This is a genomic window from Enterococcus raffinosus (assembly GCF_001886185.1).
GTDB classification, from domain to species: Bacteria; Bacillota; Bacilli; order Lactobacillales; family Enterococcaceae; genus Enterococcus_A; species Enterococcus_A raffinosus.
Genome location: NZ_JXLA01000002.1, coordinates 132,561 through 154,882, shown reverse-complemented (window position 1 = coordinate 154,882; position 22,322 = coordinate 132,561). Strand labels below are relative to the sequence as shown.

Annotated in this window: 21 protein-coding genes; 4 read left to right on the top strand and 17 right to left on the bottom strand. The window is 40.7% G+C overall.

Features of this window, described 5'->3' with window-relative positions:
- Nucleotides 1–110: 110 nt before the first annotated feature.
- From RV13_RS01645 to RV13_RS01615, 7 genes are all read right to left on the bottom strand, one after another.
- Entirely contained in the window at nt 111–686 is a 576-nt protein-coding gene (locus tag RV13_RS01645; RefSeq protein WP_035016078.1) for a sugar O-acetyltransferase, read from the bottom strand.
- A complete protein-coding gene (locus RV13_RS01640; RefSeq protein WP_010743508.1) occupies nt 664–1,854 on the bottom strand; it encodes an MFS transporter in 1,191 nt (396 codons plus the stop codon). The genes RV13_RS01645 and RV13_RS01640 overlap by 23 nt, the downstream gene beginning before the upstream one ends.
- Before the next feature lie 12 nt (nt 1,855–1,866).
- Nucleotides 1,867–4,071 carry an alpha-galactosidase gene (locus RV13_RS01635; RefSeq protein WP_010743507.1) on the bottom strand — a complete coding sequence of 735 codons (2,205 nt, stop codon included), beginning with the start codon at nt 4,069–4,071 and terminating at the stop codon, nt 1,867–1,869.
- A 109-nt stretch (nt 4,072–4,180) separates the two neighbouring features.
- Entirely contained in the window at nt 4,181–5,197 is a 1,017-nt protein-coding gene (locus tag RV13_RS01630) for a LacI family DNA-binding transcriptional regulator (protein WP_028021209.1), read from the bottom strand.
- Between the two features lie 51 nt (nt 5,198–5,248).
- Nucleotides 5,249–6,007 (bottom strand): alpha/beta fold hydrolase, encoded by a 759-nt coding sequence (locus tag RV13_RS01625; RefSeq protein ID WP_010743505.1) that lies wholly within the window; start codon nt 6,005–6,007, stop codon nt 5,249–5,251.
- A gap of 156 nt (nt 6,008–6,163) precedes the next feature.
- Nucleotides 6,164–6,919 carry an alpha/beta fold hydrolase gene (locus tag RV13_RS01620; protein ID WP_010743504.1) on the bottom strand — a complete coding sequence of 252 codons (756 nt, stop codon included), beginning with the start codon at nt 6,917–6,919 and terminating at the stop codon, nt 6,164–6,166.
- Between the two features lie 131 nt (nt 6,920–7,050).
- A complete protein-coding gene (locus tag RV13_RS01615) occupies nt 7,051–8,292 on the bottom strand; it encodes an MFS transporter (RefSeq protein WP_010743503.1) in 1,242 nt (413 codons plus the stop codon).
- A 603-nt stretch (nt 8,293–8,895) separates the two neighbouring features.
- Here RV13_RS01615 and RV13_RS01610 point away from each other — a divergent pair.
- Together RV13_RS01610 and RV13_RS01605 are read left to right on the top strand one after the other, a co-directional pair.
- Nucleotides 8,896–9,294, top strand: a complete 399-nt coding sequence (locus RV13_RS01610) for a helix-turn-helix domain-containing protein (protein WP_010743502.1) — start codon at nt 8,896–8,898, stop codon at nt 9,292–9,294.
- 12 nt (nt 9,295–9,306) lie between these two features.
- Entirely contained in the window at nt 9,307–9,633 is a 327-nt protein-coding gene (locus RV13_RS01605; RefSeq protein ID WP_010743501.1) for a hypothetical protein, read from the top strand.
- A gap of 105 nt (nt 9,634–9,738) precedes the next feature.
- On the opposite strand, the gene RV13_RS01600 is transcribed toward RV13_RS01605, so the two are convergent.
- Nucleotides 9,739–10,812 (bottom strand): bifunctional transcriptional activator/DNA repair enzyme AdaA, encoded by a 1,074-nt coding sequence (locus RV13_RS01600; protein ID WP_010743500.1) that lies wholly within the window; start codon nt 10,810–10,812, stop codon nt 9,739–9,741.
- A 218-nt stretch (nt 10,813–11,030) separates the two neighbouring features.
- Between RV13_RS01600 and xerS the strand changes: the two genes are divergently transcribed.
- Complete coding sequence (gene xerS / locus RV13_RS01595; RefSeq protein WP_010743499.1) at nt 11,031–12,140, top strand: tyrosine recombinase XerS; 1,110 nt, start codon at nt 11,031–11,033, stop codon at nt 12,138–12,140.
- A gap of 340 nt (nt 12,141–12,480) precedes the next feature.
- On the opposite strand, the gene aroQ is transcribed toward xerS, so the two are convergent.
- Genes aroQ through RV13_RS01570 form a run of 5 tightly spaced genes read right to left on the bottom strand, consistent with a single transcriptional unit; the run spans nt 12,481 to nt 16,264 of the window.
- Nucleotides 12,481–12,918, bottom strand: a complete 438-nt coding sequence (aroQ, locus tag RV13_RS01590) for a type II 3-dehydroquinate dehydratase (RefSeq protein ID WP_010743498.1) — start codon at nt 12,916–12,918, stop codon at nt 12,481–12,483.
- 14 nt (nt 12,919–12,932) lie between these two features.
- Nucleotides 12,933–13,307, bottom strand: a complete 375-nt coding sequence (locus RV13_RS01585; RefSeq protein ID WP_060789037.1) for a VOC family protein — start codon at nt 13,305–13,307, stop codon at nt 12,933–12,935.
- A complete protein-coding gene (locus RV13_RS01580; RefSeq protein WP_010743496.1) occupies nt 13,300–14,238 on the bottom strand; it encodes a ketopantoate reductase family protein in 939 nt (312 codons plus the stop codon). Before RV13_RS01580 ends, RV13_RS01585 begins: the two co-directional genes overlap by 8 nt.
- Complete coding sequence (locus RV13_RS01575; RefSeq protein ID WP_010743495.1) at nt 14,235–14,675, bottom strand: MaoC family dehydratase; 441 nt, start codon at nt 14,673–14,675, stop codon at nt 14,235–14,237. The genes RV13_RS01580 and RV13_RS01575 overlap by 4 nt, the downstream gene beginning before the upstream one ends.
- Nucleotides 14,676–14,677: 2 nt before the next feature.
- Nucleotides 14,678–16,264: an acyl CoA:acetate/3-ketoacid CoA transferase gene (locus tag RV13_RS01570; RefSeq protein ID WP_010743494.1), complete on the bottom strand. Its 1,587-nt coding sequence runs from the start codon at nt 16,262–16,264 to the stop codon at nt 14,678–14,680.
- Between the two features lie 122 nt (nt 16,265–16,386).
- On the opposite strand from RV13_RS01570, the gene RV13_RS01565 reads away from it, so the two are divergent.
- Nucleotides 16,387–17,295, top strand: coding sequence for a LysR family transcriptional regulator (locus RV13_RS01565; protein WP_010743493.1), 909 nt, complete (start codon nt 16,387–16,389; stop codon nt 17,293–17,295).
- A 395-nt stretch (nt 17,296–17,690) separates the two neighbouring features.
- Here RV13_RS01565 and RV13_RS01555 read toward each other — a convergent pair whose 3' ends face one another.
- The 4 genes from RV13_RS01555 to RV13_RS01535 all read right to left on the bottom strand — a co-directional run bounded on the left by RV13_RS01555 (nt 17,691) and on the right by RV13_RS01535 (nt 21,734).
- On the bottom strand, nt 17,691–19,049 hold the full coding sequence (locus tag RV13_RS01555; protein WP_231371751.1) for an FAD-dependent oxidoreductase: 1,359 nt from the start codon (nt 19,047–19,049) through the stop codon (nt 17,691–17,693).
- Between the two features lie 109 nt (nt 19,050–19,158).
- Nucleotides 19,159–20,025, bottom strand: coding sequence for an aldo/keto reductase (locus RV13_RS01545; protein ID WP_010743490.1), 867 nt, complete (start codon nt 20,023–20,025; stop codon nt 19,159–19,161).
- Between the two features lie 75 nt (nt 20,026–20,100).
- Nucleotides 20,101–20,520, bottom strand: coding sequence for a MerR family transcriptional regulator (locus RV13_RS01540; protein ID WP_010743489.1), 420 nt, complete (start codon nt 20,518–20,520; stop codon nt 20,101–20,103).
- A 242-nt stretch (nt 20,521–20,762) separates the two neighbouring features.
- Entirely contained in the window at nt 20,763–21,734 is a 972-nt protein-coding gene (locus tag RV13_RS01535; RefSeq protein ID WP_060789038.1) for an alpha/beta hydrolase, read from the bottom strand.
- Nucleotides 21,735–22,322 lie beyond the last annotated feature (588 nt).

The window sequence follows — 22,322 nt, the reverse complement described above, 5'->3', positions numbered from 1 at the left end:
TTTCTGTTGATAAAACCATTCTAACGTACTCCAGCTTTTTAAATCTATGAATATGCCCGGCGTTGATTTTATAAAAAAAGATAGATCCATCCGAATCTATCTTTGACGAGCTATTCAATTGGCTTAACTACCTCACACGGCGTACCAAAAGCAACAACATTTTTGGGAAGATCTTTTGTGACGAGACTGCCGGCGCCAATGACTGTATTTGCACCGATCGTGACACCTGGTAAAAGGATCACTCCCGCACCGAGCCAGACGTTTTTTTCAATCGTTATAGGCAAATTGTATTGGGCTTTTTTTAGGCGAAGTTCTGGTGATAGCGGATGAGTCCCGGCACAAAGTGTGACGTTGGGACCGATCATGACATCGTCGTGGATCTCGATTTTTGTATCGTCTACGAGCGATAAACCGAAATTCGCATAGACATTCTTTCCAATATACGTATTCTTTCCCCAGTTAGCGTGAAATGGTTGTTCAATATAGGAACCTTCACCGAAGCTGCCTAAAAGTTTGTCTAAAAGTGTCCCCTTTTTTTGTGTTTTGCTTGGTAAAGTATGATTGAATTGGAAAAGCAAGTCACGGTAAAAAGCCTGTTCCTTCTTCAATTCGCTGGTTTCATAGTAAGTCTCACCTGAATCCATTTGGTTCCGCAAAAGTTTATCAGTCAAGATTTTTTCCTCCATGCATAACTTTATGTTGCAAGGGATACTTTTTTTTGAGAAAAATACCTGCTAGGATAATGACGATTAGGATACTTAATAGTTTGAATGGCGCGAAAAGATCCGATGAACCAGAGAGAAATTGCAAGGTACTTAAGCCGAATGGTGCAATAAAATTTCCTAGATTGCAGCCGATTAAAATAATGGAGGTCGCGGCGGTCATTCTTGCTGGTGATGCATATAGATTTAACGAATTGTAAATGAATGGAAAGATCAAACTACCGGGAATCCCACTGATAAAGTAGCCAATTAGCAATAACGCAAAATTTGTTTCGGAAATAGCGATCAGAAAAGTAGCCAAAGCTAATAAAACCAAGCCAAGATATAAACACTTCTCTCCTAACAGCCGATTGAAAAAGCCAAATAATGAACCAGTGACGATTCCAATGATAGGCATTACTGCTAAGAAGGTTGAGGCATTGTAAGTGGCTCCTTTGATATTCGTGACCATTGTAGGAAAACGAACACCGATCGCCACAAAGGTCATTACTAAAAACAAGGCAAAAAGCGCTAACAAATAGACAGAAAGTTTAAGCTCGCCTTTTTTACTGGTGCTTGTTTTTTTTGTCTCCTTAATTTCTGGAACAAAAAGAGTAAATAGCAGCAAGATCGGGAAAGCAATAAGATACACGCTGAAGGAAAATCTCCAGCCGAAGGATAATAATGCTCCTGCTAATAGTGTCAGCCCGGCATTGCCGATGTTTTCTGCTGCGCCGCGATATCCTAGTAAGGCTGCGCGCTCTTCTGGCTCTTCTTGAAAAAGCAGATTAATAATGGAAACAGCAAGTGAATTGAATAGACCGAATCCCGCCCCTAAGACAAATCGACTGATTAGGATAGGAACATAGCTGTTTAGAAACAAGGGAGCGACTCCCCCACCGACCCCAACTAGGATCAACCCTAGCTGGACGGTTCGTTTGGTTCCGATTTTTTCGGCGATGAAGCTGGAAAGAACGACAAATACTACGACTGCCAATGCAGGTAAGGTCGCGACCAGTTCGACTTGAGTGGTTGTCATGGAAAGAGCTGCTCGCATCTGCGGCAATGCCCCGTTGATGGACAAAGCACTTGTTAATAAAAGTGAGATTGACAATATGGACAAACGAGTCATAAAACTATTTTTGTTAATCATGTTTTTTTCCTCCTACACTTTCTTTAAATGGAGCAGTGTTGTTTGGAAGTCTCCATAAAAATCTGGAACGTTTACACCAAGGGTCATTAGTTCATCCCCAAAATAAAATTGACCTGTTTTCTGTTCTTGATAGCGAGCCGTTGTCTCTAAACCAGTTAAAAAGACTTCATGGAAAACGGGTTGGGCAGAGGCTAAAGTGCGAGCCATCATGACCAATGCCTCTGTTTTGTCTGGTGAAACAAACATCCAAGCGGTTAAATTTCCCTCAAAAGGACTATTCAAGCGATAAAACTCTCCGAACTGGACCAGTGGCCGAATGGCTTGGTATTGTTGAACTTGTTCCTTCACAATCACTTTTTCCTTTTCAGTCATTTCCGTCAGGTCTAATTCGTAGCCAAAGACGCCACTCATAGCGACATCTCCCCTTGTTTTCAAGGAGGTGATTCGTCCCGTTTGGTGATTTGGTACAGCAGAAACATGAGCGGTCATGGATGAGATTGGATAAGCTAAGCTCGTCCCATACTGAATTTTCAAACGCTCGACGGCATCGGTATTATCTGTTGGCCAAGACTGGGGCATGTAATAAAGGAACCCAGCATCGAATCGCCCGCCGCCGCCAGAGCAGCCTTCCCATAAAATTTTTGGATAGCGATTTACTAGATGCTCCAATAATTCATAGACGCCTAAAATGTGGCGATGCGCGGTTTCTCCTTGATTTTCCGCTGAACATTGGATTGAGTAGACATCTGATAAACTACGATTCATATCCCATTTTACGTAATCAATGGGGATCTCATCTAAAATTGCGCAAAGTTGTTTTTCGATTGCTTGCCGAACTTCCTGGCGTCCCATATCTAAGAGATGCTGATCACGAGAAGCAGATGGTGTACGATTTGGCTCTTGCATCAAGTAATCTGGATGCTCTTTATAAAGCTGGGAATCAATAGAAATCATTTCCGGTTCAAACCAAAGACCGAACTGCATCCCCTTCTGATGAACATAGTCTGCGATGCCTTTGATCCCATTTTTTAGCTTGCCCTCATATTCAAACCAGTCTCCCAATGAGGAATTATCTGAGTCACGATGTCCGAACCAACCATCATCCAACACAAACATTTCAATGCCTAATTCCGCTGCTTCGTCAACAATCTGTTCAATTTTTTGACTGTCAAAATCGAAATAGGTTGCTTCCCAATTGTTTACTAAAATGGGGCGTTCTTTGAACTGATGCATCCCTCGGGCGACTCTTTCACGCAATAAATGATGAAGACTGCCGCTCATACCGTTTAACCCTTGATCAGAATAAGCCATAATGACTTCTGGTGTTTGAAAAACCTCGCCTGGAGAAAGCGACCATGAAAAATTGTAATCATTGATTCCGGCCAGGACTCTCACTTGATCAATCTGATCTTTTTCCAATTGAAAGGCATGATTACCGGAATAAACGAGATGTATTCCAATCGCTGGACCGCTGATTTCATTTGTATCATGGTTCACTAAAGCGATGAAGCTGTTCATGTGATGACTAGATGCGCCGCGGCGGCTTTCGAAGCTCTGGATACCAGAATGGATGGGTTCGCGATGGATCTGGCGTTCTCTTAAATGGGCACCAGGCAACGAGATGACTTCATCGTAAATACCGCTGTTCGTCAGATCCGTCTGCATCGAAGCGATTTTCTCTAGAACGATCGATTCTCTGGTTCTATTTAGAACTTTGACCGAGCGAGTAATCACTGGTCGCTCATGATAAATCGTATAGGCCAACTCTAGATAGATTTCTTGATCCCGATCTTTTAAAATCACGATTAGAGTAGTAGACTCCTCTTCATTTCGTACATAAGAGTGTGGCAGTCCTTCGAGTTCTGGTTTGCCGGCTTCGATCCGATAATCAGAAAAGCGGAAATCATGCAAGTTCGATCCGTTTTCTCGGCGAATGATGGTAGCTGGTAAACGATAATCCATGGAACCGTGACTGGAGTATTCTTGCGGCAATGTGTCTTTCGAGTAAGCCCTTTCAGCATTGCCCGGTACATTGCCAGAAAAACCTCGATCTCTGCGTAAGTAGGTTTTGTTGCCGCTGTAATGTTGAATAGCCTTCCCGAAGTATAAGTGATTTAAGACGCCGTCCTCTTCAACCTTCAGAATGTAAGAGATTTCATTGTTGCGTAAATGAAAAACTTCTGTATCTTTATCAAATTCTACATAACTTTGTTTCATAGTAGTTCCTCCCTTGACTTGTTGTTTACCTTATAATGTTTACTAAACAATTATGTCAAGAGAAATTTCAAAAAAAAGAGAACTTTTTTCAAAGCTCTCTCGTTTACTATTATTTTGGGATAAAACTTTCACGCACGACCAATTTTGAAGGAAAAGTCATAATGACCGGTTCCTGTCTTTCCCCATCAATTCGCTCTTTTGCTAACCGAACTGCGGCTTTCGCGATTTCCTGTGCGCTGATATGAACAGTGGTCAAACTTGGGGTTAAAAACTCCGCAATCTCGATATCGTCAAAGCTAGCTATCTCAATCTCAGTTCCCACTGAGATAGTTGCTGACTGCAATGAACGATAGACACCTACAGATAAAGGATCGCTGCCGACCAGAAGTGCTGTTGGCAATTCTTCCTCTGATTCTAGCCATTCATCCATCATTCTCTTTCCTTCAAGTGGTTCCCAAAGCCCTAATTTCGCCTGCTTTTTTAAGCCGTTGGCAGTCATAAATTCTTGATATGCCCGATAGCGTTTTTCATTATCACTATAGATTTTTTCACCCTTTTCATCAATATCAATGTTAAACCCTCCGATATAGCCGATTCGGCGATGCCCCTTCTCATAAAAAAGCTGGAGCACTCGTTTAGTCATTCGCTCAAAGTCAGCATACACCATATCTACCTCTTGGTTGATCTCAGGATTGTCCACCACAATGATATTTTTATTTTGCTCACTCAGGCGTCGAACAGCCGTCTCTGAAACAGTTCCTACAATAATGATTGCTCCGAGCTTGTCGAAATCCTGCCAAGTTTTTGGATTGTCCTCTAGATTATATACACGATTCATCCCTAAATGTAGTCGTCGTGCTTCCTGCTCTAAACCGATGCGTAGAGCATTGAAATAAGGATCGTCTAACTCCTTTTGCCGACTGGTCGTAGTGATGACACCGATCGATGGCAGGCGTCGTTTGACGTATTTTCTTTTGTCAATATCATAGTTCAGCTCTTTAATCGCCTGATAGATTCGCTCTTTGGTCGATTCGGCAACAGAGAGCGTAGGATCATTGTTCAATACTCTTGAAACCGCCCCAGGACTAACTCCAGCACGTCTAGCCACATCTCGAATTCCTACCATTATTGTTCACCTCGATTGTTTACTAAACAATAACTGGGAATGAGTTCTTCGTCAACTATTTTCTGAAATAAATTTTCGGATTGTCTCTGCCACTTCTTCCGCATTGGTTCCAATGGCTGGGTGTCCAGGATTTTCAAATAGCTTGAATTGAGCATTGGGTACTTCACTCACAATCGCCTGGTACTCCTCCGCGATATTCTTACGAATCAAGCCATCTTTCTCGGTTCCGGTTAGCAGTAACGGGCAATCTAGAGAACTTAAAGATTTAAAAAATAAAGGTTTCTTTGATTCGATCAAACGCAGCAGCGAATCCGTGTCTTTTTCTACAACGGTCCGCCAATCCTCTCCGATAAACCATTCATAGACTTGAGAAGTTTCAGGATCATTTGCTACGGTGGAATGCTCAGCGACAAGTTTTTCGCCAAAACCTTCATGCAAGCTTCGTCCATCAAAACTATCAGCAGTTACTGTGGCAACTAGATCAGGTCGAAGTAATGCGACATTGACCGCCACCCATGCGCCACCGCTGGTTCCTACCAGGTGAACTTTTCCGAGCTTTAAGTGTTCCAATAAGGCTACTGTCTGGTGTGCTTCATCTTTCCAAAGTTCTGTCGGAAAAACTTCTCTTCGATCCGATTGACCATAGCCTACTAAAAAGTCGATCAAAATGACTTGAAAACTCGCGTATAAAGGTAACAGCTGTGTGAATAATTTTGAAGACGAGGTATTTCCGTGGATTAACAAAAGCGGTGTTCCCTCCCCAACGATTTCGTAATACACTTTTTTATCCTCATAATTGAAAAAGCTCATGTAAATTCCTCCTATCCATTTTCATATAAGTATAGCAAAAAAAGAACCGCTTTCATTTCCCTGATAGAGCTGCAGCCGAATAAATGAGTTCATTCGACGTTTCTTATCATGGAGAAAACGATTCACATGGCTGTTCTTTGTGGCTGTGAAGAAACCTTAACTATACTGAGCAATAAATTGATCAATGGTCTCAGCAACCTCCTCAGCACTAGTTTCAATCGCAGGGTGTCCAGGCTTTTCGAACAGTTTGAATTGTCCGTGGCTGACTTCTCCGACGATCGCCTGGTACTCTCTTTCGATATTTGGACGAATAGTTTCGTCTTTTTTGGTTGCGGTCATGAGTAAGGGTGCCTGCAAAATTTTTAATGAATCGAAAAATAATTCTCTTCTAGAAATAATGAATCGCCACATACAGTCGATATCTCGTTTTACAACATCCTTCCAATCCTCCCCAATACACCAGTGATAAAATTGTGAGGATTCAGGATCCTCGATGGTCGATGAATGTTCAGCCAATAGGGCTTCGTCAAAATCTTCAGGGAAGCTGCGACCGTGAAAGCTATCAGCAGTCACTGTAGCGACAAGGTCTGGTCTGAGAAATGCCGCGTTGATCGCCACCCAAGCACCTCCGCATGTACCGACTAAATTCGCGTCTTTAATGTCTAGATGTTCCAAAAGAGCAATGGTTTGACGTGCCTCATCCTTCCAGAGTTCAGCAGGAAATTTGTTCAGACGATCCGAGCGCCCATAGCCTAAAAAATCAATCAAAATAACCTTAAAATTTTTATAGAGGGGTAGCATGGGAGTAAATGATTTGGATGATGAGGTGTTTCCGTGCAAAAAAACAAGTGGTTTTCCTTCTCCGATTGTCTCATAAAAAACGTTCTTTCCCTTGTAGTTAAAGAAACTCACGACAATCCCTCCTTAGAATTTCATCATACACATTTAGTATATCAGCAAAAAAACATTTTTTATTAACTTTGTTAATAAAAATTTTAAAAAATATAAAATAATTGGGTTTGACTTTTTATAAAGTGTATGATTTATTCTAATATTTTTTTTATTCCCATTTGTCTAAAGATCTTGATTGAAAAGAAGGCAATCACCACAGTGACAAGTGAAGTGGCTATAATCAGAAGCAGCAGCATTTCTCCAGAAGCCATCGCGGCAAAACCGCCGTACATCACCTGACCTAACGGAACGGCTAAAGTCGTCACAATCATAACCAATGACATGATGCGACCAAGTAAAGCTTTATCAGAAACCAATTGAATATAAACAATCAGTTGAACAGAAATGACCGTAACTACCCCCATTGCACTTGCTACAAGTAACGTCATCACCCAAAAAGCCATTGTTGGTTCTTGGATCAAGCCGAAAGGAATAATCAGCAATCCAAAGAGGATGGCAACTAAAATCAAATTTTTGGTAATGCTCGTTTCATTTAAACGATTCGCCAACACACCGTAAATGATGGTCCCTAGTAAGCTGCCGATGGCAAATAGAGTATTCATTAACCCAAATTGCGCATCACTAACTCCCAGCTGGATTCGTGAAACGTAAGGTACGATGACTTGAATAAAGGAAGCTAGGAAAAAGTTCAGCATGAAGGCAACTACAGCTACCCGCACAATGACCTTTTGAACCTTTAAGTAATGGGTCACTTCCTTTAAGTCACCTGTCACAACCTTGACTAAAGAGCCCTCTATAGCGGTCTGAGCTTGAACCGGAATTTTTAGTAATACTTCGCAGAAGATCGCAACTAGAAAAAGTACGCCTGTAATTAAAAAAATCTGGTACACTGCCTCGAAACGGTAAATCATCCCAGCAAGGATAGGCCCTAAAACCGTTCCTAAAGTTCCAATCGAACTGATAATCCCGTTCGCTCGTGGAACCTCCCCTTCTGAACAGATTACGGGAATGGCGGATTGGACAACAGGTGTTTCAAAGGCAGAAACCATCCCGATAATAACCGTCAACAGCCCGATCGCTGTCACTGGATTTGCTAGACGAGTAACTAAAAAGAGACCGATTGATAAGACAAGATAGAGAAAATCCATAAACAGCATTAAGTTTCTTTTTGGCAATCGATCCGCCAATACCCCACAAAATGGCAAACAGACTAACCGACCTACGACAGATAAGGAGGTGATCACGCTGAAGGTAAATGCTGATTTTGTAATATCCAATACATATAGAGAAATTACGAACTGAACAATGGTTGTGCCTAAAACTGAAAATAATTGACTCCCGATTAGCAAATGAAGATTTTTGTTTTGTCTCATAGTTAACTCCCTGCTTTCTTTATTAATCTTTTCCTTTCAAAACAATACATACCTACCGTTGGTATCTATTCGTCTAAAAAAATAGCTTTTTATTCTTTCCTTTTCTTGAACACCTCTTGATCTACCTCCATCATAATTTCCCGATTAAAATGTGCGTGATTGATGCCATCAAAATGGATTACGCAAATGCAATTTGCAGCTTTCATGAGTTCTCTTCAGTGGAATCTTTCGGATTTCAAAACTTTAATGAAAGCACGGACAAATCACCATTCAAGACCTACTATTAGGATTTCTTAACCTCAAGCAGCCTCTTAGTCCTTTTCAAAAAAATAGAAGAAAGTGTTTCTAATCTGTTCGGTTCTAAAACGGTTCACAATAACATACCTACCGTCGGTATCTATCTGGAATATACTCTGATTCCTTTTTAATGTCAACTTTTTTTTAGTTGAAAACTTGTGTGCTTTCCAACTTTTACTAGTTATCTCCACTCACTAATCATTGATTTATCAGTACGTAAAAGCTTTTTTACTTAACTTTTTCTCGCAGGTAAAGGAATTTTGATTTATTCTTAAAGAAAGATCGGTGAAAATTGAGGTGTAGAAAATGGAAGTTGGACAACGCTTAAAGGCACGGAGAAATGAATTAAATTTCACACAGGATCATGTAGCTGAGGAGTTAGGGATTACTCGTCAAACCATGTCTAATTGGGAAAATGGTCGCAGTTATCCTGATATTGAACGAATCATTCGCTTATCAGAAATCTATCAGCTATCTTTAGATGAATTATTGAAAGGAGATCGAGAAATGGTCAAGCATTTGCAGGAGAATACCGTTGTGAACCACTTTTTGAAAATTTTTATTGCGATGCTTTTCGTAAATGTTCTACTAATGGTGGTTCTTTTAGTCAATCAAACAATGAATGAAGTGTTTCTACTGATTATCTTTGCCTTGATCGGCGCGAATAGTCTCTCCCTTTTCTACTTGATTATCAAAAAAATTTAGGAGCCGATTGCAATGAGTTTAACACTGATTATGATTCTTTTAATGACCTTGCTGGTAATTGCTGCTGGCTGTATGTGTTACTATATCTACTCCCTTGTTATGATGGATGCGAAAAGTCGCGGGATCAAGAATCCGAAATTTTGGTCGATCGTGGCGGCTGGTGGACAACATGGTGAGGGTCTGCTGCTATATCTCTTTACCCGTCGGAAAACAACCAGTCGAATGAATACAACGGAAACGGCTCAGTTTTTGAAGCTGAAACGGAAAGTCTTTTGTCTGTTGGCCGTAGTATTTGTTCTGTTCCTACTCTTTGTGGTGGTAATTTTTCGGTTTGATTAATCCGAAAAAAAGAACTAGTTAAAGATTATTTCTTTTACTAGTTCTTTTTTAGTTAACATAATATTATTATTTATTCAATAAGTCTTTCGTCTTAACCAAAAATTTTTAATCGTTTGGATGCGTCTTGTCTTGTTTTGAGGTTCTTTTTTCCAAATTCAGTAAATACTGCTTTCGTTCCAAGCCGCCAGCATAGCCAGTGAGGCTTCCATCGCTGCCGATTACTCGATGGCAAGGAATTATGATGGCGATTTTATTTAACCCGTTGGCCCGACCTACCGCGCGTACCTTGTGTTTATCCCCTAGCTGGAGAGCAATATCTCGATAGCTTAGGGTTTGTCCGCTAGGTATAGTTTCTAAAATTTTCCAGACCTGTTTCTGGAAAGGGGAACCATCGTAGAACAATGGTAGTGAAAAGTTGGTACGCTCACCTTTGAAGTATTCTGCTAATTGTGTTTCCACCTGCTGATGGATGATCGTTTGACCATAAATGATCCGAAATTGATGCTTCATGCGCAATTGTTCAATTTCCCGTTCCAGCCCGCGGCGATCTTCAAACTCTAGTAAATACAAGTACTCCTCATCACTCAAACAGAGCATTCGACCGATTGGTGTGGAAATAAAGGAGGCGTTCAAGATTCGAGTTGACGCATTTGTTGCGGGATTTCCCATGATTTTCGTAAAAGCATCATTAAACCCGCTGGAAGATTCATAGCCTGTTTCCAGCTGCTGATCGATGACTTTGCTTCCATTACGAATTTCCTTAAAAGCTAAGCCCATTCGGCGAGCTCTGGCATATTGAACAAAGGTCATCTGGTAGATCTCTTTGAATTTTCTTCTCGCAGTGGCAGAATTTAGCCCAATAGCAGAGAAATCTGCTTCCGTCCAGCGTTTTTCTGGATGCTCCTCCACGGCATTCACTAACAATTGAACCTCTTCTGGAATGGCTTGCGGAAAGGACAGCGGCTGGCAGATTTTACAGGGTCGATATCCCGCCAATAAAGCCTCCTCCGCAGTTAGATAAAACTCACAATTTTCGAATTTGGGTTTACGAGCGCGACATGTTGGATGACAAAAAATCCCGGTCGTTTTGATTCCGGCGAAAAAGATACCATCGTAGTTTCGGTCGCGTTCCTTTAGTGCATGATAATACTCTTCTCGTTTTTTCTTTGAAGTAATCATTCTTACTCCCTCCCCTTGCTTTACGATTAAAGTATAGCTTCTATTACAAGAAAAATCTTTCGAAAAATGAACAACTATTTTTTCTTTCTTAATTTATTAAATAACCGATATGAGACGATAAAATCTATTTAGATGATGAGTATGCATTATAAAATAACCATTGTTTGACAACGTTTGCTCTCTGTTTTATACTTTTAGTTATAAAGGAGTTGGCACAGATGAATCAACAGGAAGCCAATCGACGAATGGAGGAGGAAATCCAATTTTTCCCTTGGTTCGTCCAAAATTATTTCCGAAAAAAAAGTGGGGATCAGTATTCCTCCATCACCCTATATGAATATGCCAAGGAATATCGACGCTTTTTAAATTGGTTGATTCAAGAAGGCTTTTCCTCAGCCGAAGAGCTCTCGGAGATTACCCTGGCAGAATTTGCGGCACTTTGGCCAGAAGACTTAGAATTCTATAAAGCACATCTCGTCAAAGCACCGAAAATTTTAAAAGAGTCCACTAAAAAGCGTTTAGAAGAAAGCGAGCAAGCCCTTCCCCTGCGGCAAAATGCGACAGTTCAACGAGGGGTCACCGCCTTGCGTTCCCTCTTCAATTATTTAAGTGAAGCGATAGATCGCACTACCGGAAAACCCTATCTTGAACACAATATGATGGGAAAAGTCGCAAATGTCAAGGATAATAAGACGATGGCCGAGCGAGGCGCCGCCATCGAGAAGAAATTATTTTTGGATGAAGAAGCATTAGATTTTTTAGAGTTTGTTGAGAATCGCTACATTGATACCCTAGCAACCCGGCAAGCAATCACCGCCTTCAAGAAAAACCAAGTTCGGGATCTTGCGATTATTGGTCTATTTCTTGGCACAGGTATGCGGTTATCAGAGCTCGTGAACATGAACGTACAGGATCTCGATTTAACTGCCGGTGAAGCTCGGGTTTATCGAAAAGGCGGGAAATGGGATATGGTAGTCATTTCGTCTATCGCCATTGAATATTTGACTGTTTATCTCGCTCAGCGGCAGCAGTTATATCAGCCAGACGAAAACGAATCCGCCCTTTTTTTAACACGTTATCGCGGCAAAGCCAAACGCATCGCCAGCGGTGCTGTTGAAGCCATGGTGGGAAAATATTCCGAAGCCTTCAAAATCAAAATCTCCCCCCACAAGCTCCGGCACTCTGTAGCAACTCAGCTATACAGTAAAACCAATTCCCTTGTTCAAGTTGCGGAGCAGCTGGGACAATCTGGAACATCCGCAACAACCGTCTATACTCATATCGCCGGGAAGAAAAAACGCGATGCTATGAATGATCTGTGGACGTGATTTTGACGTAAGCATTTCTATCCAAATCTATTCATAAAAATAGATATTAAAAACGATTAGTTAAGTAAATAAACCAGGTTTTCAATTCAGTGCGAACGGTCGACTCACTACACTAGAAAAAACATCAAATAAAGTTGTTTCATTTAATGATTTAGTAAACCCTCAAGAGTGTATTTTCTCTTGAGGGTTTTATCTAAGTCATTTTTTGTTTGTAATCACTTAACTCAGTGTTAGAACCAAATTTAATCATAAAAAATTATCATGTTTCATCCAACTTGAATTAATAAGCAATATTTAAGACTAAGCTCTCACTTAACGACGAAAAATCACATATCTATTTTCATTTAGTCAAATGGTCTGCAGCTCGTAGTGCTAACTGATAGGTCTCAAATCCAAAGCCACACATCACACCAGCAGCTTTTTCTGAAAAAACTGAATGATGACGAAATTCTTCGCGGGCATGGACATTGGACATGTGCATCTCAATAAAGGGAACTTCTAAGATTTCCAATGCATCGCGAATCGCATAACTATAATGTGTCCAGGCACCTGCATTGATGATCACGGCATCAACTTTGTCTCTGTAACCTTGGTGAATTCGATCGACCATTTTCCCTTCATCATTAGTTTGATAGTGTTCAACTTCAACGTTTAGTTCTTTAGCAAGACTCTCCATGTTTTGATTAATCTCGTTGAGCCTTACTGTTCCATAGTGTTTTGGATTACGATGCCCAAACATATTGTGGTTCACTCCATGAAGCATTAATATTTTTTTCATTCTTTTTCCTCCTTTTAATTCCACGGTGTAACATCTAAGATATCTTTAACAGTGCCTAGCTTGGCTTGTAGGATTTCAATACAAAGCCCGTCTGGCAATTGCCACCAATTATTTCCTTGTGGCATTGGTTCAACATCGTATTGTTTGATTTTTTTTAGCGCTTCTTGCTGATTCTCCGCCATAATTCCGAGATGTCCTAATTTCCCAGTGAGGTGATTTTTTTCAACTTCGATCAATTGAATCCCTCCATATAACCAGACCTGTCTTGGCTGTCCGTTCTCTACTTTACGCATACGTTCCGTAAAGTTTAAGGTGTTTTCAAAAAAATCAATATACCAATCAATATCTGTCACATAGATTGCAACATGTTCGATATATGCTCTATTCAATAGATGTCACCTCATTTCGCATTTCGATTCCTTTGACACAGGCAGTCAAAGCGTGATTAACAGGCGTTTCGACATTCAATTTCTTTCCCCAACGAACCACTGCCCCGTTAATAAAATCCACTTCTGAACGTTGCTTTTTCTCGAGACTTTGTAAAATCGATGTTTTGAATCCATAGGGCAAACCTGCCGCCGCTTTTTCCCAAATCTCTTTCGGCTTTTCAGTCATCAATATGACCTTGTTTGCTTTTGCCACATTGATCCCTTCTTCGATCGCCGCAAAGGCCGTTTCTTCGATATCCTTGATTTTGTAGAGATCGCCATATCCTAAACCTGTGATTCCGGCTAATGCGCCAGTCGCGACATTTATGAGCAATTTATCCCAGATCATCCCTTTTATATTGTCACTTATTTTTGTGATGATCCCCCCCTCATTGAATTCTTGAGCGATTTTCTGGATGCGCTCCGTTGTTTTACCGGTCATTTCACCAATACAAATTTCTTTGCCGACAACGCCAGGAATAATTTTTCCCGGGGCTTTCAATACACCACCGACATAGGCTTTTCCACCGATAATTTTTTCTGAACCAATTTCCTCTTCGATAATCTTCTCGTTACCAAGACCATTTTGTAAGGACATAACAACAGTCTCAGGTCCAATCAACGGTGCCGCTTGTTTGATCGCGGCTTCTGTCGCAAATGATTTTACTAAGACAACGATCACATCCATCGGCCCAAGTAATGAAGGGTCTGTCACCGCTTTGATCGGGATACGGATATCTTTTTCCCCTTCAATAAAAATCAAACCCTCTTGATTGATTCGATCTACGTGTTCCTGCCATTGATCCACTAAATAGACTTCTTTCCCATTACGAGCTAAGGTACCGCCAATGGCACTGCCTAACGCTCCAGCACCTAAAAAACAAAATTTCATCGATCCATCTCCTCTTCTGGAATGAATTTCAAAATGTGTTGTGCGTACACACAGATATCACCGTGCTGGTTAAATATTTCAACATCGGAATAGGTTTTCATAGCTTCAACATCGACTTTTTTTACGGTGTATTTTGCAGTCACAGTATCCCCAAAAAAGACTGGTTTGATAAAACGTAATTTATCATAGCCATAAGAAACACTTGGAATTTCTGCTTTCAATTGTTGTTGAATCAGTGTTGATGCGGTACAGCCAAATGAAAACGTCAATACGCCATGAACGATTCGCTCTTTATACGGCGTTGTTTTCATAAATTCCGCGTTCATGTGCATTTGGCTGAAATCTCCTGTGATTCCCGCGTAGAGATACACATCAGATTCGCTGATTGTCTTAGTGTAAGAACAGGTGTCATTTACTTTCAATGGTAATTCTGTCATTTTTATTTTCCTCCTAATTGTTTTTCTAACCATTCATTTTTGATGCCCATGATGTCTTCATTAAATAAGCGTGCATCCATCTTACTCAAAGATTCTGAAACTGTTGGGCGAAACGCCATTTGCTGGATTATATCGCGTTCAAAGTCTACACCTGGAGCGATTTCAATCAACTCTAGTCCGTTTACTTTTAGCTTAAAAACAGCTCGCTCTGTCACATAGTAAACTTCCTGACCTCTTTGAATGGCGTCTTTCCCGTTGAATGTGATTTCCGGAACCTTGTCGATAAATTTTTTGAAGCAACCTTCCTGCTCGATTTCGATTTGCTGATTACCAATTGCGGTCTTTAATCCTCCAGCTGTTAACGTACCGCAGAACACGACTTTTTGTGTATTTTGGCAAATATCCACGAAGCCGCCTGTACCAACAATTTTTCCATTAAAACGGTGAACATTGACATTTCCGTCTCTGTCTACTTCTGCGAAACTTAAGTAACAAACATCCAAACCACCACCGTCATAAAAATCAAACTGTGCAGGCATTTCCATTAACGCTCGACTATTTAATGTCGCTCCGAAAAAGATTCCTTGAGCAGATTCACCCCCGACCGCTCCTGTTTCAACAGTCAAAGTGAAGGCATCTTGTACTCCTTCTTCTCTAGCAATAATCCCGATACCATCCGCGATCCCGACACCAACATTTCCAACATCGCCAGGAGAAACTTCAAAGAGCGCTCGACGACCAATTACTTTCCGTTGATTTAGCGGAATCAGCTCACTTGAGTCTGAACAAAAAATGTAATCTCCTGAGATGAAGCGATTGACACCACCAACATACATCTGTGATTGCTCCTCATCCACCACGATGGCATCCACCAAGAAACCTGGAATCTTGACTTGCCTTGGATGAATGGTTCCGGCTTTGACCACTCTTTTCACTTGGACGATGACCTTTCCTCCATTGTTATGGGCAGCTTGGGCCATGACCAATGCATCGGCGTAAATGATCTCATCCTCCATTGATATATAGCCGTCGGTATCTGCTGTCGTCCCTCTGATGACAGCAACATCCAGTGGTGTAGTTTTATAAAAAAGATAATCTTTATCATCGATTGTTTGCTTCTTCACTAATGGCTCCGTGGTTTTTTTATTTAGGCGACCACCTGTTTGTTCAGGATCAACAAAGGTTCCTAATCCAACATGAGTTAGAATGCCCGGCTGTTTCGAAGCCGCCGCTCGAATCAAATGGCATACGATCCCTTGTGGAAAATTATATGCCTCGATTTCATTGCGTTCTGCCATTTCCGCCAATCGAGGGGACTGCGCCCAATGACCTCCGATCACTCGTTTGACCATACCTTGTTGTGCTAGTGGGGACATCCCACGATCATTTCTATCGCCAAGCCCTGTCGTATGAATCAGCGTCAGATTTTTTGGTAGCTGCTCCCCTTTAAATCGTTGCGCTAAAGCCTCAATCACCTTTGTAGGTTCAGTGATACCACCACCTGCTCCGCAGAAACCAACAACCTCATCATTGGAAATTAATCGAACTGCTTCACTGGCTTTCATTAACTTTGATTTCTTCGTACCCAAAACGTCGCCTCCTTTCCTCTATATTAAGGTAGCGTTTCCATAAAATCTAATATCATTTTTTCTTATATCAATAACTAATAGTTATCAAAATAAGCTATACTATCTCTAAAGGAGTGATTAAAATGAACATCCAACAGATTCGTTACTTTCTCCATTTAGCTAATACTGAAAATATGAAACAATCCGCAGATGAATTATTTATCAGCCAACCTGCCTTAAGTAAATCTATCAGTAAACTTGAAGAAGGTTTAGCTGCCAAACTCTTTGATCGTGTTGGTCGTGGCATTCAATTGAACAAATATGGCAAACTCTTCCAGCAGCGAGCGTATCGCGCAATGAACGAACTTGAGATTGTACAGAAAGAATTGTATGCATTGACGAATGCTGAAAGTGGCCGAATCGATCTGGGGTTCGTCTATTCCTTAGGACCTGTATTCATTCCGAACTTATTAGCAAATTATGCCAAAAAAAGTCACGCTAAAATTCGAGTTAGTCAAAACAATACAATCAATTTATTAACCCAACTTCAAGATGGCGCTTATGATGTGGCTTTTTTTACAGGCAACGAACAGTTTTCAACTTTTGCGCAGTTTCCAGATTTAGAAATTATACCGATCCACATACAACCTGTTATTTTTATCGCAAGTTTAAACTCGCCTCTCTCAAGCAATAAATATTACACACTTGAAGAACTAATAACTTATGATTTTATTACTTTTCATGAACCGAGCACGCTCCGTCCGTTAATTAATCGCTACTTTGCAAAAAAGAAGATGATACCTAATATTTCTTATGAAGTACTGGATGATTTGACTCTTCTTAGCCTAACCAGCAAAAATCTTGGTATTGGAATCTTTCCGCAATCAAGTATTATGGAAAATTTCAGTGTGAAGGAGATTCGTCTTAAGGAGCCTTTCCTTACTCAGACAATTTACCTAGCGCAAAATTCATTACGATATAAATCTCCTGCTGTACAAAGATTTATTGATTATATTAAATTTGAAAAAGAGGATTTACTGAAACATATTTAGTAGTTTCGTTGGTATCTTATTATTTTCTAAGAGACCTCATTTTTTGGAATTTAAAAATTACACGATTCCCTATGAATGACCAAAATGCGGGTGAAATACACCACAAAACTTCAGTTGCAAGGGATTTCCTATTAAAATTTTGGGTTATGAGAATACGTTAGGAGATGATGAATGCAAATTACAGAGTGGAGCAGCCGTTTCTTGGATTAGACGAAAGAAAGTCTTCCATACCGCCGAATGTAGGAGTAAAGTATTTTTACGTAGAAATAACTTTTTTTGCTCGATCAATAAAGACGGTCTTTATTCTTTATTTGACAATTATTAAGGACCCACCTTACATGAATCTCCAAGTAAAGTGGGTCCTTTTGTCATCTATTTAAAAGAATACCTGTCTGCTAAGCCTCGTTTTCCTGTTGAAGCGCCTTTAGACCTGCCATATTCAGTAGGTTCCATGGCGTATCGAACTCAGGCTGGAAGAAGAAGTCCGCATATGCCAACTGCTCAATGGTAAATTTCGTTTGGATCGCAATCGAGATCGCATTGATGTTGGCTGTCAGATCTTTTTTCGACATGATTTGAGCCCCTAAAATCGCATGAGTTTCTGGATCATAGACTAGCTTGAATAGCATCCGCTCTTTCATATCCGCTGGGACAAAATCCATCAAGGTTTCTTGATCCAATAGGACCGATTTTGTCTTGATTTTCAAGCGATCCGCCATTTGGTCATTCAAACCAGTCGAAGCGAATTTATAATCAAACACTCGTAATGCCGATGAGCCCTGTACACCAGGGAAAGGATATTTTGCTTCCTCTAGGTTTTTCACAGCGTAGCGTCCTTGTCTTCGTGCGTTTGTCGCAAGAGCGATATTGACAGTCGTTTGAGCTGGGTTGTATTGAATCAAGGTCGCATCTCCCACTGCGAAAACATCTTCAGCGCTTGTCCGCATATATTCATCCGTCTTGATCATCCCATTTGGATGCATGTCCACCGCATCCTTCAGCCAAGCTGTATTGGGTCTGACACCCGCAGACATCACGACCATCTCAACTGGATATTCTCCTTTGTCTGTTACCACTTTGCTGACCTTGCCGTCTTCACCGACAAATTCAACGACTTTTTCTTCCATCGCTAATGTCATGCCGTTGTCTGTCATTTCTTTTTCTAAGATATCAGTGAATTCTTTGTCAAGGTAGACACCTAATGGACGGGTGATGATATCCACCAGTGTGACCTTCTTCCCTGCCTTAGCAAAAGCCTCCGCAGCTTCAATACCGATATACCCGCCGCCAACGACGACAACGTTTTGGATATCTGGGTCTACTGAATGCAATTTCAGATCGATCGTATCCTGACGTCCCCGCATCGTTTCAATGTTTTTCAGGTCATGACCCGGAACCGGTAAAATAAATGGATTTGCTCCAGGGCTTAAAATCAATTTATCATAGGCTTCCGTACGAGTTTCTCCGCTAACATGATCAAGTACTTCTACTTCATGTTTGTCAGGTATTACTTTGGTAATTTCAGTGTTGGTAAAAACGCGAACCCCGCGTCGTTCCATCTCTTCGGCAGTCATGTAACGGATAGAGTTAACATCCTTTACGACTCCTTCGAGATACATTTGCGTTCCTCATCCCATAAATGAAATAAAGTCGCCTTTTTCGTACCATTGCACGTCCGCTTTGGGATGAGCCAATAGTAACTCTTCGACCGCTTCATAGCCGCCGTGTGAAGATCCTAATACAATAACCTTCATCAAAAATCCCTCCTTATTTGTTTGATACACTTCTATTGTAGCGTACCCTCCTTGGAAAAAGACAGCGTTCAGCTCAGGGATGGCGATTATCGTTTGATATATTTATAGATTAGTTTTCTGTGTCTAACATTCGATTCATAACCCACTCTACTTGCTGTGGTGCGTCATGATCAAAGAAGGCGGATTCTTTCCTATCCAATGCGGAGATCTTTTCAACATCTGCGTCTGATAATTCAAAATCAAAGATATTAATATTTTCTGCCATACGTTCTGGGCGAACCGATTTTGCTAAGGCAACAATTCCTCGCTGCATTAACCAGCGTAGAACTACTTGTCCCACTGATTTGCCATACTGTTCGCCAATCTCAGCTAAAACGGGATTCGTGAATAAGTCATGATGTCCTTCAGCAAAAGGCGCCCATGCTTCAATCTGCACACCATATTTTTCATGCCATTCTTGGTCTTCAATTCGTTGATTCCAAGGATTTACTTCAATTTGATTGATTTGTGGTTTTACATCATTCAAGCCAACAAATTCGATCATTTTCGCTGATTTGAAGTTTGAAATACCAATTGCTCTTAATTTCCCTGCTTTTTGTGCGGCAACCATTGCCCGCCATGCGCCATATACATCACCATAAGGTTGATGAATCAGATAAAGGTCTAAATAATCAAGTCCCATTACATTAAGGGATTGTTCAATTGTTTCTGCTGCTTTTTCTTCTGGTGCTTGAAGAATGAATAGTTTAGACGTAACGAAAAGTTCCTCACGAGTAGTAAGACCTTCATCAATCGCCCGTTTGATTCCTTCGCCGGTTTCCTTCTCATTTCCATAGATAGAAGCTGTATCGATCAAACGATAGCCTGCTTTGATTGCTTGATACACAGCTTCCGCTGTTTCTTCTAAAGGAATTTGATAAACACCAAATCCTAGTTGTGGCATTTTTACACCGTTGTTTAATTGAATTGTTCGCATGGTCATTTCCTCCTTAAATTGTATTACATGAATCATCCTAAACCTTGAAGTGAACTCCATAGCAAGAGAAAGGCTCTATTTTTTTCGTTCCCATAATTTCTCGACTTTATCAGAGGGCATTTCTCCGGCTTTAAATTTTGCGATATGATCGTCATAGGTTTCGATCTTGTAGGATAAGAGTTCTCGAACGTCTGCCATCTCTGCTATTTTTTTATCTAGTTCCTCTAATTGATCGGCCAAAATTTGTTTCTGAGCTTCTTCTACATTCTGTGTTTCTCGTAATTGAGCCAAATTGGCAAACTCAATCAATGACTCAACAGATAGTCCTGCGTTTCGTAAGTTCTTCGCCAAGTAAATCCAGTTCAAATCATTTGTTGAATACTCGCGGTAGCCACTTTCATTACGATGAACAGGCGGAATAACGCCTACACGTTCATAGTAACGCAATGTGTCCGTCGTCAAATCAAACATCTCTGCAGCTTTTTTTATATTCATTCGTCTCGCCTCCTTCTATTTCTAACTTATCATAAACCATGGAGTGGGCTCCAAGGCAAGGGCTTAGTCGATTATGGAAAAAGTTTTTAGGAGGTCAAGACTTCATCGAACATATAAAAAATATTTTTTCAATAAACAAAAAGTTACTTATACAATGCACCAATAACAAAAGAGCGGAGAACCTTTTTTGGTTACTCCGCTTTTTCATAGCAATCGATAAAACACATGATTAGTCTTTCGCCCTATTCCAAATTCTCCCGCAAAAAATCAGTAATCTCATCAAAAGGAATAACATCAACCTGATCGTAAAGATCCGTATGAGAAGCATCAGGGATAATTCTTAAGGTCTTATTGTCCCCTGTTAATTCTGCGAAAGCGTCTTTGCTGAAATATAGGGAATGTGCCTTTTCTCCGTGAACTAAGAGCACCGCACTTTTGATTTCGTTAATGTATTGCAGCAGCGGCATGTTCATGAAGGATAATGAGGAGGTTGTATTCCATCCGCCATTTGAGTTTAAAGAACGCTTGTGATAGCCGCGAGCGGTTTTATAGTAATCATAGTAGTCTTTGACAAAGTATGGAGCATCCTCTGGTAAAGGATCCACGACTCCGCCGGCTCTTGCGTACTCCCCATTTTTATAATCCTCGATTCTTTGGGCATTCAACGTCTTTTTCGCTTCGTAGCGATCCTCTTCATCCATCGCATCAAAGTAACCACGATCATTCACCCGAGACATGTCATACATGGTCACAGGTACGACCGCTTTGATTCTGGTATCAATCGCGGCGGCGTTCAAAGCCATACCGCCCCAGCCGCAAATCCCGATGATGCCGATCTTTTCAGGATCAACGTTGTCCTGCAAGGATAAGAAATCAACCGCCGCTTGAAAATCTTCCGTGTTGATATCTGGCGAAGCGACATAACGAGGCTGTCCACCGCTTTCTCCAGTAAAGGATGGGTCGAAAGCAATCGTAAGGAAGCCTCTTTCCGCCATCGTCTGAGCATATAGACCAGATGATTGTTCCTTCACTGCGCCAAAGGGTCCGCTAACCGCAAGGGCTGGCAGCTTTCCGCTCTCATTCTTCGGTTCATACAAATCAGCTGCTAGGGTAATGCCGTAGCGATTGTGGAAGGTGATCTTTCGATGATTCACCTTGTCGCTTTTTGGAAATACTTTGTCCCATTCTTGGGTCATGCTTAACTTTTCATTCATTGTAAAAACGCTCCTTTTTCATTTTCTTTGTTGACATAGGATAAAGTTAGTTAGACCTTTTATGATCAACACCTTAAAGTTACGAAATAAAAACAGATAATCTATACTGTCAATTTGCTTTTGTTTGGCAATGTTTCTACATTTATTCTATTTTATGAACAGACAGATATCCAATACTTATATCTGATATCTAGATATGCTTTTAAGGAATACCTGAGAATGCGAGTATAAAACAAGTAGGTGAAATAAAACTCTTTGTAGGGAGTAACTATAGTATAAAACTTGCAAATGAAGACATACTTTTAAGAAAAAGAGCCGAGGTTATTATTGAAAAGTTTGAAAAGACAAAGACAGAATTTTTAGCGATAGATTATATGATTGGCGAAGAGGTTTACAATGGCGTAGCTGAGATGGATGCCTTTGGGAATTTCGTGCAAAAACGTCATTGGATTTGCAGAATGAGTATCCTGATAAGCCCTATCCTCTTTTCAGCTGAAATTTGTGGGATGATTTGGAAAATTCTTTAAACGACTGAACGTTATCATCACGTTTCCCTTTGGCTTCAATCCTTCTATTTAAGACAAGATT